Annotated in this window: 16 protein-coding genes; 9 read left to right on the top strand and 7 right to left on the bottom strand. The window is 63.8% G+C overall.

All coding sequences use genetic code 11. The features are described from left to right. A partial coding sequence (locus tag ACQ4W7_RS22800; protein WP_426074579.1) for a transposase occupies nt 1–114 on the top strand: 114 nt, incomplete at its 5' end. A gap of 30 nt (nt 115–144) precedes the next feature. Here ACQ4W7_RS22800 and ACQ4W7_RS22805 read toward each other — a convergent pair. Beyond that, nucleotides 145–1,215, bottom strand: a complete 1,071-nt coding sequence (locus ACQ4W7_RS22805) for a LacI family DNA-binding transcriptional regulator (protein WP_436533458.1) — start codon at nt 1,213–1,215, stop codon at nt 145–147. A 199-nt stretch (nt 1,216–1,414) separates the two neighbouring features. Further along, nucleotides 1,415–2,785 carry a nucleotide 5'-monophosphate nucleosidase PpnN gene (gene ppnN / locus ACQ4W7_RS22810; protein WP_436533460.1) on the bottom strand — a complete coding sequence of 457 codons (1,371 nt, stop codon included), beginning with the start codon at nt 2,783–2,785 and terminating at the stop codon, nt 1,415–1,417. A gap of 311 nt (nt 2,786–3,096) precedes the next feature. Here ppnN and ACQ4W7_RS22815 point away from each other — a divergent pair, with 311 nt between their 5' ends. The 3 genes from ACQ4W7_RS22815 to ACQ4W7_RS22825 all read left to right on the top strand — a co-directional run bounded on the left by ACQ4W7_RS22815 (nt 3,097) and on the right by ACQ4W7_RS22825 (nt 7,126). Continuing rightward, nucleotides 3,097–4,602: a peptide MFS transporter gene (locus tag ACQ4W7_RS22815; RefSeq protein WP_426073732.1), complete on the top strand. Its 1,506-nt coding sequence runs from the start codon at nt 3,097–3,099 to the stop codon at nt 4,600–4,602. A 130-nt stretch (nt 4,603–4,732) separates the two neighbouring features. Continuing rightward, nucleotides 4,733–5,419, top strand: coding sequence for a UPF0149 family protein (locus ACQ4W7_RS22820; RefSeq protein ID WP_436533462.1), 687 nt, complete (start codon nt 4,733–4,735; stop codon nt 5,417–5,419). Between the two features lie 12 nt (nt 5,420–5,431). Continuing rightward, on the top strand, nt 5,432–7,126 hold the full coding sequence (locus ACQ4W7_RS22825) for a hypothetical protein (RefSeq protein ID WP_436533464.1): 1,695 nt from the start codon (nt 5,432–5,434) through the stop codon (nt 7,124–7,126). A 45-nt stretch (nt 7,127–7,171) separates the two neighbouring features. Here ACQ4W7_RS22825 and ACQ4W7_RS22830 read toward each other — a convergent pair whose 3' ends face one another. Together ACQ4W7_RS22830 and ACQ4W7_RS22835 are read right to left on the bottom strand one after the other, a co-directional pair. Next, on the bottom strand, nt 7,172–7,741 hold the full coding sequence (locus ACQ4W7_RS22830; RefSeq protein ID WP_436533466.1) for a GNAT family N-acetyltransferase: 570 nt from the start codon (nt 7,739–7,741) through the stop codon (nt 7,172–7,174). 56 nt (nt 7,742–7,797) lie between these two features. After that, nucleotides 7,798–8,025 carry a hypothetical protein gene (locus ACQ4W7_RS22835; protein ID WP_426073736.1) on the bottom strand — a complete coding sequence of 76 codons (228 nt, stop codon included), beginning with the start codon at nt 8,023–8,025 and terminating at the stop codon, nt 7,798–7,800. A 201-nt stretch (nt 8,026–8,226) separates the two neighbouring features. Between ACQ4W7_RS22835 and ACQ4W7_RS22840 the strand changes: the two genes are divergently transcribed. Next, complete coding sequence (locus ACQ4W7_RS22840; RefSeq protein WP_436533468.1) at nt 8,227–9,417, top strand: prenyltransferase/squalene oxidase repeat-containing protein; 1,191 nt, start codon at nt 8,227–8,229, stop codon at nt 9,415–9,417. Next, nucleotides 9,410–10,339 carry an AAC(3) family N-acetyltransferase gene (locus ACQ4W7_RS22845; protein WP_436533470.1) on the top strand — a complete coding sequence of 310 codons (930 nt, stop codon included), beginning with the start codon at nt 9,410–9,412 and terminating at the stop codon, nt 10,337–10,339. The genes ACQ4W7_RS22840 and ACQ4W7_RS22845 overlap by 8 nt, the downstream gene beginning before the upstream one ends. Nucleotides 10,340–10,395: 56 nt before the next feature. On the opposite strand, the gene ACQ4W7_RS22850 is transcribed toward ACQ4W7_RS22845, so the two are convergent. Next, complete coding sequence (locus tag ACQ4W7_RS22850) at nt 10,396–12,663, bottom strand: OPT family oligopeptide transporter (RefSeq protein ID WP_436533472.1); 2,268 nt, start codon at nt 12,661–12,663, stop codon at nt 10,396–10,398. Nucleotides 12,664–13,035: 372 nt separating this feature from the next. Here ACQ4W7_RS22850 and ACQ4W7_RS22855 point away from each other — a divergent pair, with 372 nt between their 5' ends. Then, on the top strand, nt 13,036–15,360 hold the full coding sequence (locus tag ACQ4W7_RS22855; protein WP_436533474.1) for a penicillin-binding protein 1A: 2,325 nt from the start codon (nt 13,036–13,038) through the stop codon (nt 15,358–15,360). Nucleotides 15,361–15,403: 43 nt separating this feature from the next. Here ACQ4W7_RS22855 and ACQ4W7_RS22860 read toward each other — a convergent pair whose 3' ends face one another. After that, nucleotides 15,404–16,102, bottom strand: a complete 699-nt coding sequence (locus ACQ4W7_RS22860) for a TetR/AcrR family transcriptional regulator (protein ID WP_426073741.1) — start codon at nt 16,100–16,102, stop codon at nt 15,404–15,406. A 347-nt stretch (nt 16,103–16,449) separates the two neighbouring features. Here ACQ4W7_RS22860 and ACQ4W7_RS22865 point away from each other — a divergent pair, with 347 nt between their 5' ends. Continuing rightward, nucleotides 16,450–17,364: a lipase family alpha/beta hydrolase gene (locus ACQ4W7_RS22865; protein ID WP_426073742.1), complete on the top strand. Its 915-nt coding sequence runs from the start codon at nt 16,450–16,452 to the stop codon at nt 17,362–17,364. Between the two features lie 10 nt (nt 17,365–17,374). Further along, nucleotides 17,375–18,295, top strand: coding sequence for a lipase secretion chaperone (locus ACQ4W7_RS22870; RefSeq protein WP_426073743.1), 921 nt, complete (start codon nt 17,375–17,377; stop codon nt 18,293–18,295). Nucleotides 18,296–18,298: 3 nt separating this feature from the next. Here the strand turns inward: ACQ4W7_RS22870 and ACQ4W7_RS22875 are convergent, their stop codons facing one another. Next, entirely contained in the window at nt 18,299–21,076 is a 2,778-nt protein-coding gene (locus tag ACQ4W7_RS22875; protein ID WP_436533477.1) for an ATP-binding protein, read from the bottom strand. Between the last annotated feature and the right edge of the window lies 1 nt (nt 21,077).

The raw sequence follows: 21,077 nt of genomic DNA on the forward strand, positions 1-21,077 counted from the left end.
CTCGAGGGTGTCAACAACCGCATCAAAGTTATCAAGCGGATGGCTTACGGTTTCCGGGACTCGGCATACTTCTTCCTCAAAATCAAGGATGCGTTCCCCGGCAAAGTGCGATGAACCAAAAAAAGGGCTACGCCCTCTTCCCCTTCAAGCGTCGCCGTACTTGCCTGCTTTTCCCCCTTGGGTGGAATTGCGCACAATCAACTTACCCGGCAACAGCACCTCGCGCGGCGGGCATTGCTCGCCCTGCAGGCGAGACAGCATGCACGTCATCGCCGAAAAGCCGATCTCGTAAGTCTGCTGCTCGATCGTGCTCAGGCCCGCCAGCGGCGACCACGGCAATTCATCAAAGCCCAGCAAGCCCACGTCTTGCGGCATGCGCAGCGCAAGGCGCTGCAGCATCAGCGCCAGTTCCAGCGCGACCATGCCGTTCGAGGCCAGCAGCGCCACGCGGCGGCCGCGCCACTGCGCCAGGCATTGCCGTACCTGCGCGTCGATGGAGGGACTGTCGTCCAGGTCCACTGCCAGCACTTCGCCCACGCAGCCGGGATGTTCGGCCATCACGGCCTGAAAACCGTCGGCGCGCATCTGCCGCGAACTGACGCCCGTCAATGGCGGCGCGACGAAGGCGATGGCGTCGAAACCCTGCTCGATCAGATGCGTGGTGGCCAGCCGGCCCGCTTGCACATTGTCCAGGCCCACCAGGTCAAAATCGGCGCCCTCGATGCGGCGGTCGACCAGCACGATGGGCATGTCCGCCTGCTGCAAGTCGGACGACTGGATGTTGCGCCCCTGCGTGTTGACGATCAGCCCTTCCACGCTGTACGAGCGCAGCGCGGCAAGCGACTGCCGTTCGCGCTGCTCGTCATTACCGGTATTGCACAAGATCAAGGTGTAGCCATGCTGCTGGCAAGCCGCTTCCACGCCGCGCAGCACGGCCACCGTGTAGGGGTTCAGCATGTCCGCCACGACCATGCCGATCAGGCGCGTGCGCCCGCGCTTGAGGCCGCGCGCCATCTGGTTCGGCTGGTAGCCGAGGCGCGCGATGGTGCTGTCGATCTGCTGGCGGATGTTCTCGGACAAAGCGTCCAGTTCGCCGCCGAGAAAGCGCGACACACTGGTCTTCGACACGCCCGCCTCGCGCGCCACCTGGGCGATGGTCACGGGCCTTGCCGGCTCGCCGGAGGCTGTTTTTTTGCTGCCACGTACTGTATCCAAGGTTGCTCCCGACTGCCTGTTGACATCCAAACGTTAAATTTGGAACCGGTTCCAAAGATAGCACCACAGAATCGATGACGCAAGCGATTTGAGCGCTTGTGGCGATGAAGGAACACGCTGGGGGCCATGCAGAGGGGATTACGCCGCTGCCCGCCCCCGGCAAACGCGGAGTCGGGCAGCGCGATGACTGGAAGGTTGCTTACTGGATTACGGTGTAACAAGGCACGTAGGCCGTACCCGCCAGCTTCATGCGGTGCTGCGCCACGAACGAGGCCAGCAGCGCATCCATGGGGACCATGATGTCCTTGTCGCCATGGATTTCGAAGTTGCCGTGCTCTTCGATCGAGCGGATACCGTCGTCCTTGACGTTGCCCGCCACCACGCCGGAAAACGCGCGGCGCAGCTGGGCTGCCAGCAAGTGCGTGGGCTGATTCTTGTGCAAGCTCAGGTTGCGCATGTTTTCATGCGTGGGATGAAACGGCTTCTGGAACTCGTGGTCGATCTTCAGCAGCCAATTGAAGTAATACGCATCGCTGTGGGCCTTGCGGAATTCGCGCACCTGGCGTATGCCTTCGAGCATCTCGCGCGCCACCAGTTCCGGGTCGTCGATGATAATTTTATAGCGCTGCTGCGCTTCCGGGCCCAGCGTGTCGCTGATGAACTGGTTGATCTGCACGAAATACTCACGCGAGGTTTCCGGTCCCGTGAAAATCAACGGGAAGGGAATCTCGGCATTCTCCGGGTGCAGCAGGATGCCGAGGATATACAAAATCTCTTCGGCCGTACCGGCGCCGCCGGGGAACACGACGATACCGTGGCCCGCGCGCACGAACGCTTCCAGGCGTTTTTCGATGTCCGGCATGATGACCAGGTCATTGACGATGGGATTCGGCGATTCGGCGGCAATGATGCCCGGCTCCGTGATGCCCAGGTAGCGGCCATTGTGCAGGCGCTGCTTGGCGTGGCCGATGGTGGCGCCCTTCATGGGACCCTTCATGGCCCCCGGGCCGCAACCGGTACAGATGTCGAGGCCGCGCAAGCCCAGCTGGTAGCCCACTTCCTTCGAATAATTGTATTCGGCGCGGTTGATCGAATGGCCGCCCCAGCACACCACCAGGTTCGGATTGAGCTGGGTTTGCAGCACGTTCGCGTTGCGCAGGATGTGGAAGACGGCGTCCGTCACGCCTTCCGTGCTGTGCAAATCGAATTTCGGGTTGCCCGTGACTTCATCGCTGACGAAGATGATGTCGCGCAGCACGGCAAACAGGTGCTCGTGGATGCCCTTGATCATCTTGCCGTCGACAAAGGCGATGGCCGGCGCGCCCTTGATGTCGAGCTTGATGCCGCGCTCGCGCTGGATGATGGAAATTTCAAACGATTGGTAGCGCTCCAGCAAGGCGCGGCCATCGTCGATGGTGCTGCCGCAATTCAAGACCGCCAGCGCGCAGCGGCGGAAGGTGTTGTACAGGCCGCCCTGGCTGGTGTCGAGCAGTTTGTTGACTTCAGTCTTGGAGAGCACGTCCAGGCGGCCTTCCGGTGAAACCAGAGTATCGATAACGTCGTGTTCCATAATGCGAAAAATTCCTTTAAAAATCGATGCTCGAAGGTCTTGCAGCCTTAATATACGACAAGTCGGGCAAGTTGTGCTGTGGCGCCGCCAAATCGCCCCGGCCGCCCTTGCCTGCAAACCGGTTTGACTAATATGAAACAGTCATTCTTGCTAATGCAAATCGAAATCTTCGCGCAGCGCAATTTGTAGATTAGAATGCCAGCCTATTGGAATTCCCGTGCGTGAGGTTCTTCATGAGAGTCCCCGCCGCCCGCAGGCTTCCATAAGTTTGTTGTATCTATTGACTATAATAATTTTTCAGGAGGAACCGCATGAGCGGTGCGACTACGCCCAACAAGGAAGCCGTTATTCCCGAGTTCAAGCAGATTATGGGCCATCCAAGCCCATTGTGGATGTTGTTCATGACTGAATTCTGGGAACGCTTCGCGTTCTACGGAGTTCGCTGGGCGCTGGTACTGTACATCGTTGCCCAGTTCCACGGTGGCGACGGTTCAGGACAGGCAGCGGCCAACCTGACCTACGGTTCCTTCCTCGCGCTGGTGTACGCCGGCGCCCTGTTCGGCGGCTACATTGCCGACCGCGTCATCGGTTACCAGCGCTCGATCCTGCTGGGCGCCGTCTTCATGGCTGCCGGCCTGTTCTGCATCTCGGTACCGAACCAGGACATCTTCAACCTGGGCCTGGCCACCATGATCGTCGGTAACGGCATGTTCAAGCCGAACATCTCGACCATGGTCGGCAAGCTGTACACGACAGCCGATCCGCGCCGCGACAGTGGCTTCACGATCTTCTACATGGGCATCAACATGGGCGCCATGGTCGCCCCTGTCTTCACCCAGTGGCTGGCCGAGTCGATCTTCGGCACCAGCGCCATGCCGTCGTACAAGATGGTCTTCATGGCGTCCGGTTTCGGCATGATCATCAGCCTGATATGGTTCGCCATCGGCCGCCGCGCCCTGAAGGGTATCGGCGCTCCGGAAGCCGGTGCCGGCAACCCGATGCGCGTCGTCTGGGTGGCCGTCGGCTCGCTGTGCGTGATCCCGCTGATGTACTTCCTGCTGACCGTCGGCGCTGAAAAGCTGCAAATCGTCCTGACGGTGCTGTTCATCGGCCTGGCCTTCATGCTGATGATCGAAGGTATACGCAACGGTAAAGTGGCGCGTGACCGCGTCATCGCCATGCTGCTGATCTTCGTCTTCAACATTCTGTTCTGGATGTTCTTCGAACAGGCAGGCAGCTCGTTTACCTTCCTGGCTGACAAGATCGTCAACCGCGACCTGGGCTTCTGGATCTTCCCGACCGCCTACTTCCAGACGGTCAACTCAGTCGCCATCATCGTCTTTGCGCCGATCATCGCCGCCATCTGGGTCTTCCTGGCGCGCCACAACGTCAACCCATCGATCCCGCGCAAATTCGGCCTGGGCTTGCTGGGTAATGCGCTGGCCTTCGGCTTGCTGATCTTTGCTCTGTCGAGCCTGGTTGGCGCCGATAACAAGATCCCGTTCTGGACCCTGACCACTGTGTACGTGCTGCAATCGATCGGTGAGCTGTGCCTGTCGCCTATCGGCCTGTCGATGGTCACCAAACTGGCCCCAGTGCGCCTGGTCGGCCTGGGCATGGGCGGCTGGTTCCTGTCGACCGGTATCGGCAACAACCTGTCGGGCATCTTCGCCAGCCACGTCAGCGGCACGAGCGGCATGTCGGTGCAGTCGGCCCTGTCCGGCTATACCTTCGGCTTCTGGTCCCTGCTGGGCGCCGGTGTCGTGCTGTTCTTGATCGCACCGCTGATCAACAAACTGATGCACGGCGTGAAGTAAGCGTCTTGCTGTAGATCAGAACGGCGGCCTGCGGGCCGCCGTTTTTCATTCCGGCAGCCGTTTTCTCCTGGCCGGGCGGTACAATAACGCCAGGGCCACCGGCCATCCTCCCACATTACTGAAGAACCCCATGTCCAGCATCTCCACCACCACGCCCCTCTCCGACGACGAATACGCCGAACTCGACACCTTGCTGGCCGCACCCACCCTGGCCGGCGTCGCCATGGACGTGTCCATGCTGGAAGGTTTGCTCACGGCCGTCGCCCTGAGCCCGAAACAGATCACGCCGGAACAATGGTTGCCATGGGTATGGGACAAGGCCGCAGGTAGCGCTGCGCCCGTTCAAGACGCGGACAAGGAACGTGCAGCCGCCCTGGCACAGCGCCACCACGCCTACATGGTCGAATGGCTGGCGAAGGACCCGGACAGCTTCGAGCCCATCTACGTATGCGGCCCCGAATGGAGCGTGCCCGCCTGGTGTGCAGGCTTCCTGCTTGGCACCAGCCTGGACAAGCCCCAGTGGGCGGCCCTGGCCGTCAGCCACCCGCAATACCTGGCGCCGTTCCGGCACCTGGCCGCTGCCTGCGAGCTTGACGACGATGCAGCCGAAACGGCCATGGATGGCGTGATTCCATCCGTGATCGCCATCAACGCCGCCTGGGCGCGCCAGCGCCACCTGAAAAGCCAGGTACAAAGCCAGCCCGGCGCCACCGTGCTGCGCGACGTGCCGAAGACGGGCCGCAACGACCCGTGCCACTGCGGCAGCGGCAAGAAGTACAAGAAATGCTGCTTTGATGCCGATAGCGCGGCCAGCTAAGGCGGACTCTCCTTGCGCCAGCTGCTGACGGCCATCCTGCGCTTCCTGCTGCGCCACGCGCTGCAGTTCGCGCTCTTCATCGTCATCCTGCTGGCCGGACGCTTGCTGCTGGCCGAATGGCGCGCCTACAGGGCCGGCAGCGAGGCCATGGCCACCCTGCGCCAGGCTTCCAGCAACGCCGGCAACCATGGCGCCGGCCTGGCTGATGCCGCCACGATCCGCGTCAACGCCCTGCAACAAGCCTCGCACACGGCCATCGCCGCGCGCATGGCGCAAGTGCAGGCGCAATTGACCGCCTTACGCGCGCAGCAACAACCCTCGCTGTTTACTATTCCCCTGCCCGACACGAACACCCTGGCCATGCACGCGCAGGACGAAGCGGCGCGCCGCGTGGAAATCGAAGTGCTGGTGCAGGAAGCCCGTTATCTGACCTCCTTGCAAGCGGCGATCAGCGGCGAAGATGCGCGGCACACCCTGGCGCGCCTGCACGCAGAACACGTCAGCGCGTATGCCGCGCTGCAGCACAAGCTGCGCCAGCGCCGGCAACTGGAAGCGCAGCACCCCGTGGCGACCCGCCTGCCCGGCAGCGACGCCTACGCGCAGCTGTCGCAGCTCGAAGTGGAAAGCCAGCACCTGCGCGACATCAACCTGCAAGCTTATCGTGCCTGGGTAGCGCAGCGCGCCCGCACCAGCACCGCCACCCGCCCCGCCTCATTTGCCATCGACAACACGGCATTGGCCGGCGCGCTGGCGCCCGTGCAGGCGGCCATCGCGGCCGGCGAAGGGCAACTGGCGCGCAACTGGATCGCCCGCTGGCGCGCTCCCGTGCTGGACGTGGCACCGACAGCCGCCCTGCTGGTGCTGTCGGCCATCCTGCTGCCCGTCGCCATCAAGGCCTTCTTTTACTTCGTGCTGGCACCCCTGGCCTCGCGTTTGCCGCCGCTGTCGATTGCGCGCGAGCTGCAGATGGCGGGCAGTTCCCTTCCCCTTCCACCACATGGCGAATCGCGCATCTCCGCCGTGTCGCAGGCATTACAGCTAAACCCTGGCCAGCAGATGCTGATCCACCCTGCATACCTGCAATCGTCGCCCGTCAGCACGCACAAGCGCACGCAATGGCTGCTGGACTGGCGCTTTCCATTTACCAGCCTGGCCGCCGGCATGGTTGCGCTGACGCACCTGTACAGCGACGAACCAGCATCCGTGACGGTCTCCGCCAGCGACGATCCGCTGCTGGAAGTGGCCATCGTCCACCTGCCAGCCGGCAGCGCATTGGTATTCCAGCCACGGGGCCTGGTGGGCCTGATCTGCGACACGGGCCAGCCGCTGGCGATGTCCTGTCACTGGCGCCTGGGCAGCCTGCATGCCTGGCTCACCCTGCAGCTGCGCTTCATCGTCTTTCGTGGCCCCGTCACGCTGATCGTGCGCGGCTGCCGTGGCGTGCGCCTGGAGCGGGCCGGCCAGGGCCGCTCCATCAGCCAGTCCGCCACCCTGGGCTTTACGACCGACGTGCTGTACTCGACCCTGCGCAGCGAAACCTTCATCCCCTACCTGCGCGGCCAGCAAGCCTTGCTCAACGACCGCTTCGACGGCGACAACGGCGTCTACCTGTACGAGGAAACCCCGCGCCACGGCAAGCAGCCGGGCACAGTGGGCAAGTGGTTCGAGGGATTCACCGATGCGATCTTGAAAGTGTTCGGCATCTAGCTGACGAAACCATGATGAACGAATGACCTGCGCGCCTGGTTCATGTCAAGCTAAGGGCAAGCTAAGGGCAGCACCATCCGGCACAAAATCCGGCTGCAGCAAGCCATACACATGCAGGTCGACAAACACGCCATTTAACAATTCCGCCTGCCGCAACACGCCTTCGCGCGTAAATCCCAGCCGCCCGGCCAGCCCCATGCTGGCATGATTGCCTGCCGCGCACTGCAATTCGATGCGGTGCAATTTCAGCGCGCCAAACGCATGCGCCAGGACGGCGCGTACCGCTGCGCTGGCGATGCCACGGCCCAGGAACTGGCATCCCACGTAATAGCCGATCCTCGCATTTCGGTCAGCCTGTTGTATGTCTTTCAGGCGGATGCTGCCGCATAAAGTCGTGCCGGAAAAAACATGCCATTCCAGCACTTCACCGCTGGCGGCGCGCGCGGCAGCGGCTTCCAGATAGGCCCTGGCATCGTCGACGCACGCCAGTTGCACCACGGCGGGAAGGAAAGCGTGCAGGTGGTCACGGTTGTGTCCTACCAGTTCAGCAAGGGCTTCGGCGTGTTCAGCCGAGGTTGGAACAATAGAAATATCTGGAAATGCTGAAATATTCACACGCAGAGACCTCTGGCGGGCCGGTAAAGTGAAAGAAGAAACACGTAGTTGGACCGCTACACCGCAATCGAATGCGACACCGTCAGCCACTCGTCCGGCTGCAAATTCGCCGCCGCCTCGCGGGTAGCCAGCACGCTGTCCGGGTCCAGGTCGGACCGGTTCAGCTTGTAGGAATAGGCAAAATCATCGGCATCGAATGCCTGCCCTGCCTTGACGTAATACTTGAAGCCGACAAAGGAGTCGGGATTGGTGACGACGGTGTATTCAAGCGTGACGCTATTCATGGCGGGCCTCGTCAACGATGGTGAAATAGATATTATGCGTGAATTTGCGTCAATGTGCGTCAATTCTGGCGGCAGCGACGCGGCGGCTAATCCTTGCGGCAAGTCAATGGCCCTGCCGGCTGCCAGCGCTACAGTAGCCTGAACCCACCACCACGCCATTACTGTCCATTACTGTCCATTACTGCCATGCACACCTTGCTCATGAAGATCAGGAACACACTGGCGCCGCCAGCGGGCCTGCCGGCGGCGGCGCGCATGGAGAGGCTGTCGGACCGGCGCGGCCTGCCCGCCGTCGACCCCGGACCGCAAGCCGTCGTCAAGGCCTGTACCACCTGGCTATGCGCGGCGCAAGACCATTCCAGTTCAAACGACGACGGCGTCGCGCGCGACTACAGCCTGCTGACAGGCTGGTCGAGCTCCTACCCGGAGACCACCGGCTACATCATCCCTACCATGATCGCCCTGGCGCAGCGCACGGGCGACGATGGTCTGCACGGGAGGGCACGCCGCATGCTCGATTGGTGCGTGGCCATCCAGTTCCCGCAAGGCGGTTTCCAGGGCGGGAAGATCGATTCGACGCCGCGTGTGCCCGTCACCTTCAACACGGGCCAGATCCTGCTTGGCCTGGCCGCCGGCGTGCAAGCCTACGGCGCGGCCTACCAGGATGCCATGCACCGCGCAGCAAGCTGGCTGCGCGACAGCCAGGATGCCGACGGCTGCTGGCGCAGACATCCGACGCCGTTCGCCAGCGCCGGCGACAAGGCTTACGAAACGCATGTGGCGTGGGGCCTGTTCGAAGCGGACCGCATCGCGCCGGGCCACGGCTATGGCGCGGCCGGCCTGCGCCAGGTTGACTGGGCGCTGAGCAAACAGCGTCCCAACGGCTGGTTCGCCTCGAACTGCCTCGACAACCCGCTCCTGCCCCTGACCCACACCATCGGCTACGCCTTGCGCGGCCTGCTCGAAGCGCACCTTTTTTCGGCGCGCGCCGACCTGCTGCAGGCCGCCGCGCGCACCGGCACGGGCATCGCCAACGCCGTGGCGGCCAACGGCTACCTGGCCGGCCGCCTCGGCCCGGACTTCCAGCCGGGGGCCAGCTACGCCTGCCTCACGGGCTCCGCGCAAAACGCGCATTGTTTGTTCCTGCTGTACCAGCTCACGGGCGAGCGGCACTACCTCGACGCGGGACGCCGCCTGAACCGTTACGTGCGGCGCTCGGTCAGCATCGACGGCCCCGCGCACGCGCGCGGCGGCGTCAAGGGCTCGTTTCCCATCGATGGCGACTACGGCACCTGGGCTTACCTGAACTGGGCTGCCAAATTCTGCATCGATGCGAACCTGCTGGAACTGGCGCTGGAACCGCATTTGGAACAGAAAGCCGGCGATGCTTGAGCGGGCCCAACGCGCCGCCAGGGCTGCGCTGGAAGCGTGGCGCCGCGCCGCCAGCACCCGGCACGTGCGCCACAACGCACCCCACGTTACGCGCGAAGCCCTGGCGGCCGGCCTGGCGCGGCTCGGCATCACGCAGGGAGAGACGCTGTTCATCCATTCTTCGCTGAAAAGCCTGGGCTACGTGGAAGGCGGCGCGCTGGCGGTGATACGCGCCCTGCAGGACGCCGTCGGCCCGCAAGGCACCCTGCTGCTGCCCACCTACTATCTGCCCGGCGGCACGGTACGCGCCACCTGCGCCATGCCAGACTATGTGTTCGATCCGCGCCGCCATGGCACGCACATGGGACGCATGCCCGAAGCGTTCCTCGCCAGCGCCGGTGTCCGGCGCAGCATCCACCCCACCCATTCCGTGTCCGCGTGGGGCCGCCACGCCGCCGATCTCACCGAGGCGCACCACCGCGCGCCTTCGATCTTCGGCATGGACTCGCCGTGGCAGAGGTTTATCGGCTGCGACCATGCGAAGGTGCTGGGTCTCGGCATCTCCATGGGCCCGGTGACGTTCTATCACGCGCTGGAAGACGCCATGGGCGACGCCTTTCCCGTGCCCGTGTGGGAAGACGATACAAAGCTGCTGGCCTGCCTGGACCACGCCGGCCATCGCTGGGACGTGCCAGTGCGCCCTTTCGATCCGGCATTCGCGCAGCGCCGCATCGACCATCCCGGCCGTGACGACCTGCGCGAGTACTTTCACCGGGAATTTGACGCCGCCGGCCTGCGCGTCAACGGACAGGTTGGCGATGCGGCGTCGTGGTGCATTCCGGCGCAGGCGTTCTTCGAGCACCTGCGCCAGCTGGCGTCCGAGCACGTGACCATCTACGCCAGCGCGGCGCAGCTGGCGGCGCGGCCCATCGGGCACACATAAAAAAACCGCCCGGATCGTTATGACACCGGGCGGTTTTGATTGGATTGGCTAGAACGTCAAGCCTGCGGGCTGTCCGCCTTTTTCTCTCTTGCGACGATGTACAACAGCACGATGATGATCGCATACGGCAGCAGGGACAGCGCATCCGAGTGCAGGCCCGCGTAGAACGGGTTGCCGTGCTCGGCCCAGTCGGCCATCATCTGGTCGAAGTGCGTCAGCACGCCTGCCGTGATGGCAATGATGATGCCGGCCAGCGCGCCGCCGGCGATGTAGCCGGACGCCAGCAGCACGCCCGAACTGCGGTCGCCCGCCAGCTGGCGCTCTTCCTCGTTCAGTTTTGCGTTGTGTTCCAGCTTGTTGTTGCGGCGGTCCGCCAGCCAGCGCACCAGCCCGCCGACGAAGATCGGCAAGGTGGACGACAGCGGCAGGTACACACCGACCGAAAACGCCAGCGACGGGATGCCGGCCATTTCCAGCACCACGGCGATCATCACGCCGAACAGCACCAGGGTCCACGGCAGTTGCTGGTCGAGGATGCCCTTGATGATGTAGGACATCAGCACGGCTTTCGGCGCATCGTATTTTTTCACTTCCGAACCGTCGGGACGCTTGCTGTAATGGCCATTGATGCCCGGATCGACCAGGTAGGCCAGCTGGCCATCTTCTTTGACAAAATATTTGCCGGCCGGGCCGCCCACGGTATCCGTCTTTTGCCAGACTTTATACGTATTGTGGTCGGTGTCGGCTTGCGGGCCATGCAGCTCGCCCGTCACCGTCAGTGTCGATGCGTCAATCGTCAGGCCAGGCGCCACTTGCGCGGCCGGCACGTAGACGGTGCTCGCTTCGTTCAGTTTCAGCAGGATCGGACCGAGAATCAGCGCCGACGACAGCGCGCCCGCCAAAATCGCATACTGCTGCAGGCGCGGCGTGGCGCCCACCAGGTAGCCCGTTTTCAAGTCTTGCGACGTGGTGCCCGCGTTGCTGGCGGCGATGCAGACGATGGCGCCCACCGACAGGGCCGTCACATAGTAACGCCCGCCCGTCCAGCCCATGATGAGGAAGATCAGGCAGGTAAACAGCAAGGTGGCCACGGCCATGCCGGAGATCGGGTTCGACGAGGAGCCGATTTCGCCCGTCAGGCGCGACGACACGGTGGCGAACAGGAAACCGAAGACGAGAATGAGCAGCGCACCGAGGAAATTCATGTGCAGCGGCGTGGCGAAGGTGATCACGGCAATGATGGACAGGCAGCCGATGATGACCCATTTCAGCGGGATATCCTGGTCGGTGCGCAAGGTGGAATTGCTCTTCACGCCTTTGCCCATGCCTTTCAGGCCGGCCGACAGGCTGCGCCAGATCATGGGCATGGCGCGCACCAGCGAAATCAGGCCGCCGGCGGCCACGGCGCCCGCGCCGATGTACAGCACGTAGGCACTGCGCACGTCGTCGGCGCCCATTTCGCTGATCAACTTGGTGCCCGGCGAGAGCACGGTGGTCAGGCTGTCGCCGAAGAACTTGATCATTGGGATCAGCAGCAGGTACGACAGCACGCCACCGGCCGCCATGGTGGCGGCGATGCGCGGGCCGATGATGTAGCCCACGCCCAGCAATTCAGGCGAAATCTCGGCGCCGATGGAGCCGCCCTTCAGCGGCGCGGCAAATTCCACGCCCGGCGTATCCTTCCAGCCCTTGAACGAGATATTGAAGACTTTATACAGCAAGCCGACGGCGAAGCCGCCGAAGATGATCTTGGCGCGGCGCTTGGCGTCCAGCGCGGCGGCCGAATCCTTGTCGATGCTTTCGCCGGCGGCGATGCGCGATTCTTCCGTGGCGGCCGCCTTCAGCACTTCGGCGCAGGCCGTGCCTTCGGGGAATTTGAGCTCCTTGTGCTGGTCGACGATCATGGTGCGGCGCATGGGGATCATCATCAGGATGCCCAGCAGGCCGCCGAGGATACCGACCAGCATGACGCGCGAAATCTCCAGATCGAAGCCCAGGATCAAGATGGCGGGCATGGTCACGCCCAGGCCGAAGGCCAGCGATTCGCCGGCCGAGCCGGCCGTTTGCGTGATGCTGTTTTCCAGGATCGACGAATCCTTGCCGCCCACCTTCTTGGCCAGGCCGAAGAGGGTGATGGCGATCACGGCGACGGGAATCGAGGCGCTGACGGTCAGGCCCACTTTCAGCACCAGGTACAGTGAGGAAGCGCCAAAGACCATCCCCAGGATGACGCCCATGAACAGCGCGCGGAAGGTCATCTCGGGCAGCTTCGCATCGGCCGGGATATACGGCTTCACGACGCTCGGTATTGCATCTTTTGCCATAAATAAATCCTTAATTGTATAAAATAAACAGCCCGGATTTAAGTAATCCTCGGAAAATTAGTGTGAATTTATGACAAACAGAACCGGATGCTATGCAAGGCGCTCGCTGCGACGCAGTGCGAGCACTGCTAGCAGTGAGCAACGCCGCAGAGCGCCGGTTATGGAAGTCAGAAATCACAATAATTTATTGGGGGTTACTTAGGCCCGGGCTATTTTCTTGAAGCCGAGACTATCGCACAGCCGCGTTTCGATGAAAAGGTTTTTTGCTCCCGCTCCCGGAGGCCGGCCCCGCCGCCCCGCCCGCACAGGAAGCGCCGGCGCATTGGTCTATAATCGCTGCCACCGTGCCTTGCACGCTCACGTGAGACTGCCTTGACTGCCAAACGATCCGGATTCCCCTGGCCTTCCCGCCGCGCCACCGTGCGCGGCTTCATCCTCGCCGGCGGCGCCGCGCTGGCCGCAGCCGTGCTGCTGGCCGCCTACCTGTTCCTGTACGTGCGCCCGCGCCTGCCCGAGCTGGACGTCATCACCGACTACCAGCCGAAGATACCGCTGCGCGTGTACACGGCCGACAATGTGCTGATCGGCGAGTTCGGCGAAGAGCACCGCGACTTCGTGCCGATAGCGCAAGTGCCGGAAATGATGAAAAAGGCCCTGCTGGCCATCGAGGACGGCCGCTTCTACGAACACCACGGCATCGACTTCGTGCGCGCCGGCGGCGCCGTGCTGTCGAACCTGCGCCACGGCTTCGGCCACGGCGGCGGTTCCACCATCACCATGCAGGTGGCGCGCAATTTCTTCCTGACACGCGAAAAAGTCGCTTCGCGCAAGCTCAATGAAATCATGCTGGCCCTGAAGATCGAAGCAGCCCTGTCGAAGGAGCAGATTCTCGAGCTGTACATGAACCAGATGTACCTGGGCCAGCGCTCGTTCGGCTTCGCCAGCGCGGCGCAAACGTATTTCGGCAAGCCTTTGTCGGAACTGTCGATCGCGGAAATGGCCATGCTGGCCGGTTTGCCGCAAAACCCCTCGCGCCACAACCCGATCAGCAATCCAAAGAAGGCGCACGCGCGCCAGCAATTGGTCTTGAAACGCATGCGCGAACTCGATTACATCAGCGAAGGCCAGTACCAGCAGGCGCTGGCGCAACCGCTGCATATCAATAGCCGCGGCAAGCAGGGTTTCGACACGCATGCCGAATACGTGGCCGAACTGGCGCGTCAGGCCGTCTACGCCCAATACAAGGAAGACAGCTATACCAAGGGCATCAGCGTCTACACGACGATCCTGAAAGCGGACCAGGACGCGGCCTACGCATCGACGCGCCGCAACGTCATCGCCTACGACCAGCGCCACGGCTACCGCGGCCCGGAAACCTTCATCGATATGCCGGTTGAGCCCGAGCAGCGCGACGACGCCATCGATGCTGCACTGCAAAAACGCCCCGATAGCGACGGCCTGATCGCCGCCGTCGTCACGCAAGTCGTCAGCGGCAAGGTGGTGGCCGACACGGGCGATGGAGACGCCAAGGCCATCACGGGCGAGGGCTTGCGCTTTGCCGCCCCTGCCCTGTCCGCCAAGGCGAGCGCCGGCGTCAAGCTGCGCCCAGGCGCCGTGATCCGTATCAGCAAGGATGGCAAGGGCAACTGGGCCATCACGCAGGTGCCGCTGGTAGCCGCCGCCTTCGTCTCGCTGGACGCGGAAACGGGCGCCTACCACGCCATGGTGGGCGGCTTCGATTACAACCTGCAAAAGTTCAACCACGTTACGCAGGCCTGGCGCCAGCCCGGTTCGGCCATGAAGCCCTTCGTGTATTCGGCGGCGCTGGAAAAAGGCTTTTCGCCAGCCACCCTGATCAACGACGTGCCCCTGGAAATGCAGGCGGGCGGCAAGGTCTGGGCGCCGCAGAATGACGACTTCAAGTTCGATGGCCCCATCACCATGCGCTATGCGCTGGCGCAATCAAAGAACGTGGCCTCGGTGCGCATCTTGCGCGCGCTGGGCGTGTCATATACGCACGATTTTATGGAAAAATTCGGTTTCGACCCGGCGCGCCAACCCAGCAATCTCACCATGGCGCTGGGCACGGGTTCCGTCACGCCCGTGCAGATGGCGGGTGCCTACGCTGTGTTCGCCAATGGCGGCCACCAGGTGGAACCGTATCTGATCGACCGCATCGTCGACGCCAAGGGCACGGTGCTGATGCAAACCAAACCGCCCGCGCCGAACGACGACAAGACCCTGGCGCTGGACCCGCGCAACGCCTTCGTGATGGACAGCATGCTGCGCGAAGTGGCCCGCACCGGCACGGGCGCGGCGGCGACGAAAAAACTGGGGCGCAGCGACATCGCCGGCAAGACGGGCACCACCAGCGACGCCGTCGACGGCTGGTTCGCCGGCTACGGCGGTGGCATCGTGGCGGTGGCGTGGATGGGCTATGACGAACCGAAATCGCTGGGAGGACGCGAATTCGGCTCGACCCTGGCCATGCCGATCTGGATCGACTACATGCGCACGGCCCTGTCGACGCGCCCGCAAGTGACGCGCGCCGTGCCGGGAGGCCTGAGCCAGGTCGATGGCGAGTGGCTGTACGATGAATTCATCGATATGAATGGCATCAAGACGCTCGACATGGACGTGGAAACACCGACGGACCCGGCGGCGCTGCCGGAGACGCTGCCGGTGGAAACAAACTAGTGAAAAAGCCAGGAGCGATCCTGGCTTTTTTCAGCTGCGTTTTTTACGGCGCCTTGACCATGCTCAGGTATCCGCGCACCGTACTGACTACGCTATCGGCAAAATCGTCGACATTGACCTTCGCCGCGCGGTACTTCCAGCGCTTCACATACCAGTCCTGGAACAGGGCCAGGCAGTGCGCGGCCAGCAGGGTGGAATCGCCCTGCGGCTTCGGCTCGATTTCATCGATGGTGGCGGCGATCAGGGTCTGCACATACAGTTCCGAATTCTTCGCCATGCTGCGCTGCTCCACCTGCAGCACGCGCGAATCCATGAAGACAAAATAAAACCACGGCTGCAGCACTTCGGACAGGTAGATCGACGAGCGTATCATCGCTTCCAGGCGGTCCAGCGGCGACTTCACGTCGGCAAACAGCAGCGGCAAGGCTTGCGTGGCGTGGCGCACCACGTCCTCGATCATTTCGGCCAGTTGATCCTTGCTGGTGATGTAGCCATACAGACCGCCCATCGACAGCCCGGTCTCGCGGCACAGGTCGCGCAAGCTCATGGCGCGGAAGCCCACGTCATTGGCCAGGCGAAAGGTGGCGACGAAGATGCGTTCAAGATTTTCCAGCGCCGGCTTGCGGCGTTTGACGCCAATACGTTCCGCGTGACGGTCAAGAATATATTCCCAGATATTTTCGCCATTCAAAGGCGTCATCTGCTGAAACTGTTCAAAATTAAAATGGGTCGACAAGTGCATTCCCAAGTAACGGTGTAGAAGCGAGATCCAAGCAATGCCTGGACACGGCATTGCAAGACGGCGGGATGGCTGAAGCCGGGCCGATTATAGCTCAGGAAAACAACTATTTTACTTTTCAAATATGCAATGGGCGCATACGCAACGCCAAATTCCCACAGTTATTGCGCTGCATCATGCAATTCACTGCAATTTACATCCAGCAGTGATACATTCAAAAAACCGAGCGCTCGCTATTTTTGATGCATCAATAGAATGTACAGGGGCGCACGGCTCATCGCAACAGCATCGACATTTCCACTATTAATCGGCTATTGACTAGTCGATCACTAATACATAACGGAGACAAAATGAAGACTCGCTTTTGGCAACTGCTATCCACCCTTCTGATTTCCCTCGCCATCCTGCCCGGCAGCGCCAGCGCCGCCGGCTACACGCAAACGAAATACCCTATCGTGCTGGTGCACGGCCTGTTCGGCTTCGACAAGCTCGGCCCCGTCGAATATTTCTATGGCGTGCCCGCCGCCCTGCGCAGCGGCGGTGCGCAAGTGTATGTGACCACCGTGTCGGCTGCCAACAGCACCGAAGTGCGCGGCGAACAATTGCTGTCGCAGGTGCGGCAAATCCTCGCCGCCACGGGTGCGGCCAAGGTCAACTTGATCGGCCATAGCCACGGCGGCCCCACGGCCCGCTATGTCGCTTCCGTGCGGCCCGACCTGGTGGCCTCCGTCACCAGCGTGGCCGGCGTCAACAAGGGTTCCAAGGTGGCCGATATCCTCAGCGGCGCCATTCCCAACACCAGCGGCGCGCTGGGCAATGCGCTCGCCTCCCTGATCGGCATTTTATCGGGCAACAAGGGGCTGCCGCAAAACGCGGGCGCCTCGCTGGCATCGCTGTCCACGGCCGGTTCGCTGGCCTTCAACAGCCGCCACCCGCAAGGCATCCCGACCACCGCCTGCGGCGAAGGCGCCTACCAGGTGCAAGGCGTATACTACTTTTCGTGGAGCGGGGCGCAACCGTACACGAATGTGCTCGACGTGGGCGACCCTGCCCTGGCGGCCATCAGTCTGGCCTTTGGCGGCGTCAAGAACGATGGCCTGGTCAGCAGCTGCTCCAGCCACCTGGGCAAGGTGATCCGCGACGACTACGCCATGAACCATCTCGATGAAGTCAACCAATTCGTCGGCATCGTCAACCTGTTCGAAACGAACCCCGTCACCGTCTACCGCCAGCAAGCCAACCGCCTGCAAGGCCTGGGACTGTAAGGAGAAGCGCATGCACGCGAAATGGATCATCGGCGCTAGCTTGGCAGCCCTGGCCCTGTACCTGGCGCTGCGCCCGGGCGAACCGCCTACCCCGCCGCCGGAAAAACCGGAACCGGACCTGTTCGCGTTCGTGCGCTCGATGCAAGGCACGCGGCCCGATGGCAACCTGACGGTGGCCGCCGGCGACAAGCTGGTGGTCGACGCGGAACTGGGCCACCTGTTCGACTACTACCTGGCGGGCCTCGGTGAAAAACCGCTGGCCGCCATCCGCAGCCAGATCGAGGCGGAACTGGACCGGCGCCTGGCGCCCGTCCCCGCCCGCGAAGCGAAGCGCCTGCTGGGCGCCTGGCTGGCCTACAAGCAGGCGCTGGCAGGCGCGGAACAAGCCTTGCCGGCGCAAGCCGATGCGGCCCTGGCGGCGCGCGCGCGCCTGCAAGCCATGCGGGCCTTGCGCGGCAATTATTTTACGCCCGAGGAAAGCGCGGGCCTGTTCGCCGCCAGCGACGCGTATGACGACGATGCAGTGGCGCGCATGGCGATACTCGGCGACAGTGCCCTGGACGAAGCGCAGCGCCAGGCGCAACTGACCGCGCTGGATCAAAAAATGTCGCCGGCCCAGCGCGCCGCGCACGATGCGCCGCTGCAGGTGGCGCAGCTGGATACCTCCGTCAAAACCCTGCGGGCACAGGGCGCCGGCGAGAATGAAGTCTACCGCCTGCGCGCCAGCACCTTCACGCCGGCTGCGGCGGCGCGCCTGGCGGAACTGGACCGCGAAGAATCGCAGTGGCAGCAGCGCATCATCGCGTATCAAGCGCTCAAGGCGCAGCAGGCCGGCCTGGCCGGCGGCGCGCCGGATGCAGCAGCCCTGCAGCAGCTGCGCGACGCCAGTTTCACGCCGGACGAACAGCGCCGGCTGGGCGCCTACGAATAGCCATCAGGCCAGTTGCGCCAGCAAAGCCGCCGCCGCCATCACATCCGTGGAGTCGCGCCCCTGCAGGTATCGCGCATGGACAGGGGCCAGCAAGGCATGCGCGGCGGCGCGGCGGCCTTGCGTCTGCATCACGGCCGCCAGGCTGGTGGCGCAGCGCAGCTCCCAGCCCGGCGCCTGCTGCCCCCTGGCCAGCTGTAGCGCCTCTTCCAGCTGCACGCGTACCGCTTCCAGGCCGGCCGCATCGCCTTGCGCCAGCGCCCGCCAGCGGTGATGCGCATCGCGGCGCAGCACTTCCGGCGCGCTCCACGGCGCCTGCCCCGTGCGTGCGCGCCGCAGCGCCTGGCTATCGGCAGCGGCGTCGTGCAAGGTAGCCATCAAATCGATCTGTATCGGCCAGCTGCGCACCGAGGGCCAGGGGAATTGCGTCATCGACTCGCCAGCATCGAGCAGGCGCTGGTAGGCGGAGCCCCAAGCGCTCCAGTACAGCAGGCCATAGCGGGCCGCATGCTCGCACAGCAAACAAGTCCAGGTATGCGCCAGTCCCCGCTGCCCACACCACAGGGCGACGGGGATGGCATTGATGGCCAGCGCCACGCACAGCGTGACGCCATTGTGCTCGAAGCCCATCGTCACCGCCTCGCGCACCAGCGCCAGGGCGTCGTCGGGACGGCCCTGCATCCACAGGCAGCGCGCCAGCGTGCCGCGCAGACAAACCTGGTGATCGGCCAGCAAGGCATTGTTGAAGCCAAGCTGTCCGGCGCCCTCGGGGTGCGCCAGCACCATGCGCGCCAGCGCCGCCGACTGCGCGTACCGCCCGCGCAAATACTCGCCCGCCGAGCGCATGCGCGCAAGCACCAGCCGCATCGTCGTGTCGTCGCGCGCTGCGCACAGGACGGCAAGCTGCGCCACGTAATTGTCGGCGCCCTGGAAATCTGCCATCTTCAGGCTGCAGATCCACATGCCGCAAATCGCCTCGGCGCGGCGGCTGTCATCGTCCGTGCGCATGGCCAGCGCATAGCCGCGCTGGAACGAACCCAGCATGGTGCCGGTGACGCCCTGCGTATGCAGCAGCAGGTGGGCCAGCGAGGCGTGCAGCTGCATCTCGCTATCGGGGTCCTCCACCGCATGCGTGGCCATGCGCTCGAGCGCCCGCTCGACGCGCACGCGGTATTCATCCATCAGCGACAGCTGATAGAACAGGGTCTGCGCGGCCAGGGTCAGGGCCACGCCCAGCGCTACGTCGCCCTCTTCGCCGAAGGCCCAGTCGATGGCGGCGCGCAGGTCATCGACATGGCGGCCGTAGCGCGCGCTCCATTGCGCCGGCGGCATGCTTTCCCAGTCGGCGGCGATGCGTCCCGCCAGGCCCAGGCAATGGCGCGCATGGCGCAGCAGCACGGCGCCGGCGCCCCCGCTCGCCGACAGCAGCGCCGCAGCGTAGGCGCGCGTGGTGTCGAGCAGCCGGTAATACACGTGCTGGCAGCAAAACTCGATGCTGACCAGAGACTTGGCCGCCAGGTCGGCCACCGTATCGAAGACCTCGCATCCCGCCACGGCGCTGGCCGACTCCAGGCGGAAGCGGCTCTTGAACACGCTCAGCGCCTGCAGCACCTGGCGCTCTTGCGCATCGAGCAAGCCGTAACTCCAGTCCAGGGTGGCGCGCAGGGTCTGGTGGCGCAAAGGCATGTTGCGCGCGCCGCGCGTGAGCAGGCGAAAGCGGTCATCGAGCTGGCGGCGCAATTCGTGCAAGCCGAAATGGCCAATGCGCCCGGCCGCCAGCTCCAGCGCCAGCGGGATGCCATCGAGACGCCGGCAGATGTCCACCACCACCGACACGTCGGCGTCGGCCAGCACGAAAGCATCGTCCACGGCCGCGCAGCGTTCGCAAAACAGCTGCACCGCAGTGAAATGCCGGGCCGCCGCCGCATCGGGCACGGCATCGGCCGGCGGCAATTCCAGCGCGGGCAGGTGCAGCAACTGCTCGCTGGTGATGCGCAACGGCTCACGGCTGGTGGCCAGCACATGCAGCAGCGGCGCGCCCTTGAGCAAGGCATCGGCCAGCGTGCCGGCAGCGCCGATCACGTGCTCGCAGTTATCGAGCACGATCAGCATGTGGCGCGGGCGCAGGTAGGCCAGCAGGACCGGCATGGCCTCGCCAGCCGGTACCGCCATTCCCAGCGCCGTGGCCAGCGCCAGCGGCACCAGGCGGCCATCGTCCAGCGGCGACAGGTCGACGAAACACACGCCGTCGGCATAGCGGCGCAGCACGCGCGTGGAGAGAACGACGGCCAGCGTGGTCTTGCCGATGCCGCCCGGACCGGTAACGCACAGCAGGCGCAATTGCAGCAGTTGGTTGGCCATCGTTTGCAACACCTCGGCGCGGCCCAGCATGCGCGTCAGCATGACGGGCAGGTTATGCCGCGGCTCCACGCCAGCCGTACCGGGCGCCGGCCGGCCCGTGTGCGCCAGTGGCGCCAGGAAACCGTAGCCGCGCCCGGGGATGGTGGTGATGTAGCGCTGGCCATCACGGCCATCGCCAAGCGCCTTGCGCAACGCCGCCAGATGCACGCGCAAGGTCGCGTCGTCCACCACGACATGGGGCCAGACGATGGTCACCAGTTCATGCTTGTCAACGATGTCGCCGGCACGCTCCAACAGGGCCAGCAGCAAGTCCATGGCCCTGCTGCCCAGGCGCAGCGCGCGGTCGCCCTCGAACAGCAGGCGTTCTAGCGGCAAAAGGCGAAACGGGCCGAATACATAGGCCGGGACGGGACTGTTTATCATT

Origin of the sequence: Janthinobacterium algoris, assembly GCF_051380935.1 — a bacterium.
Classification (GTDB): Bacteria; Pseudomonadota; Gammaproteobacteria; order Burkholderiales; family Burkholderiaceae_D; genus Janthinobacterium.

What these genes read in the sequence shown, in the direction of transcription:
- ACQ4W7_RS22845 (WP_436533470.1), top strand. Translation starts at nt 9,410, where the DNA reads ATGCTTGAGCGGGCCCAACGCGCCGCCAGGGCTGCGCTGGAAGCGTGG.
- ACQ4W7_RS22850 (WP_436533472.1), bottom strand. Translation starts at nt 12,663, where the DNA reads ATGGCAAAAGATGCAATACCGAGCGTCGTGAAGCCGTATATCCCGGCC.
- ppnN (WP_436533460.1), bottom strand. Translation starts at nt 2,785, where the DNA reads ATGGAACACGACGTTATCGATACTCTGGTTTCACCGGAAGGCCGCCTG.
- ACQ4W7_RS22865 (WP_426073742.1), top strand. Translation starts at nt 16,450, where the DNA reads ATGAAGACTCGCTTTTGGCAACTGCTATCCACCCTTCTGATTTCCCTC.
- ACQ4W7_RS22815 (WP_426073732.1), top strand. Translation starts at nt 3,097, where the DNA reads ATGAGCGGTGCGACTACGCCCAACAAGGAAGCCGTTATTCCCGAGTTC.
- ACQ4W7_RS22870 (WP_426073743.1), top strand. Translation starts at nt 17,375, where the DNA reads ATGCACGCGAAATGGATCATCGGCGCTAGCTTGGCAGCCCTGGCCCTG.
- ACQ4W7_RS22860 (WP_426073741.1), bottom strand. Translation starts at nt 16,102, where the DNA reads ATGCACTTGTCGACCCATTTTAATTTTGAACAGTTTCAGCAGATGACG.
- ACQ4W7_RS22835 (WP_426073736.1), bottom strand. Translation starts at nt 8,025, where the DNA reads ATGAATAGCGTCACGCTTGAATACACCGTCGTCACCAATCCCGACTCC.
- ACQ4W7_RS22875 (WP_436533477.1), bottom strand. Translation starts at nt 21,076, where the DNA reads ATGATAAACAGTCCCGTCCCGGCCTATGTATTCGGCCCGTTTCGCCTT.
- ACQ4W7_RS22840 (WP_436533468.1), top strand. Translation starts at nt 8,227, where the DNA reads ATGAAGATCAGGAACACACTGGCGCCGCCAGCGGGCCTGCCGGCGGCG.
- ACQ4W7_RS22820 (WP_436533462.1), top strand. Translation starts at nt 4,733, where the DNA reads ATGTCCAGCATCTCCACCACCACGCCCCTCTCCGACGACGAATACGCC.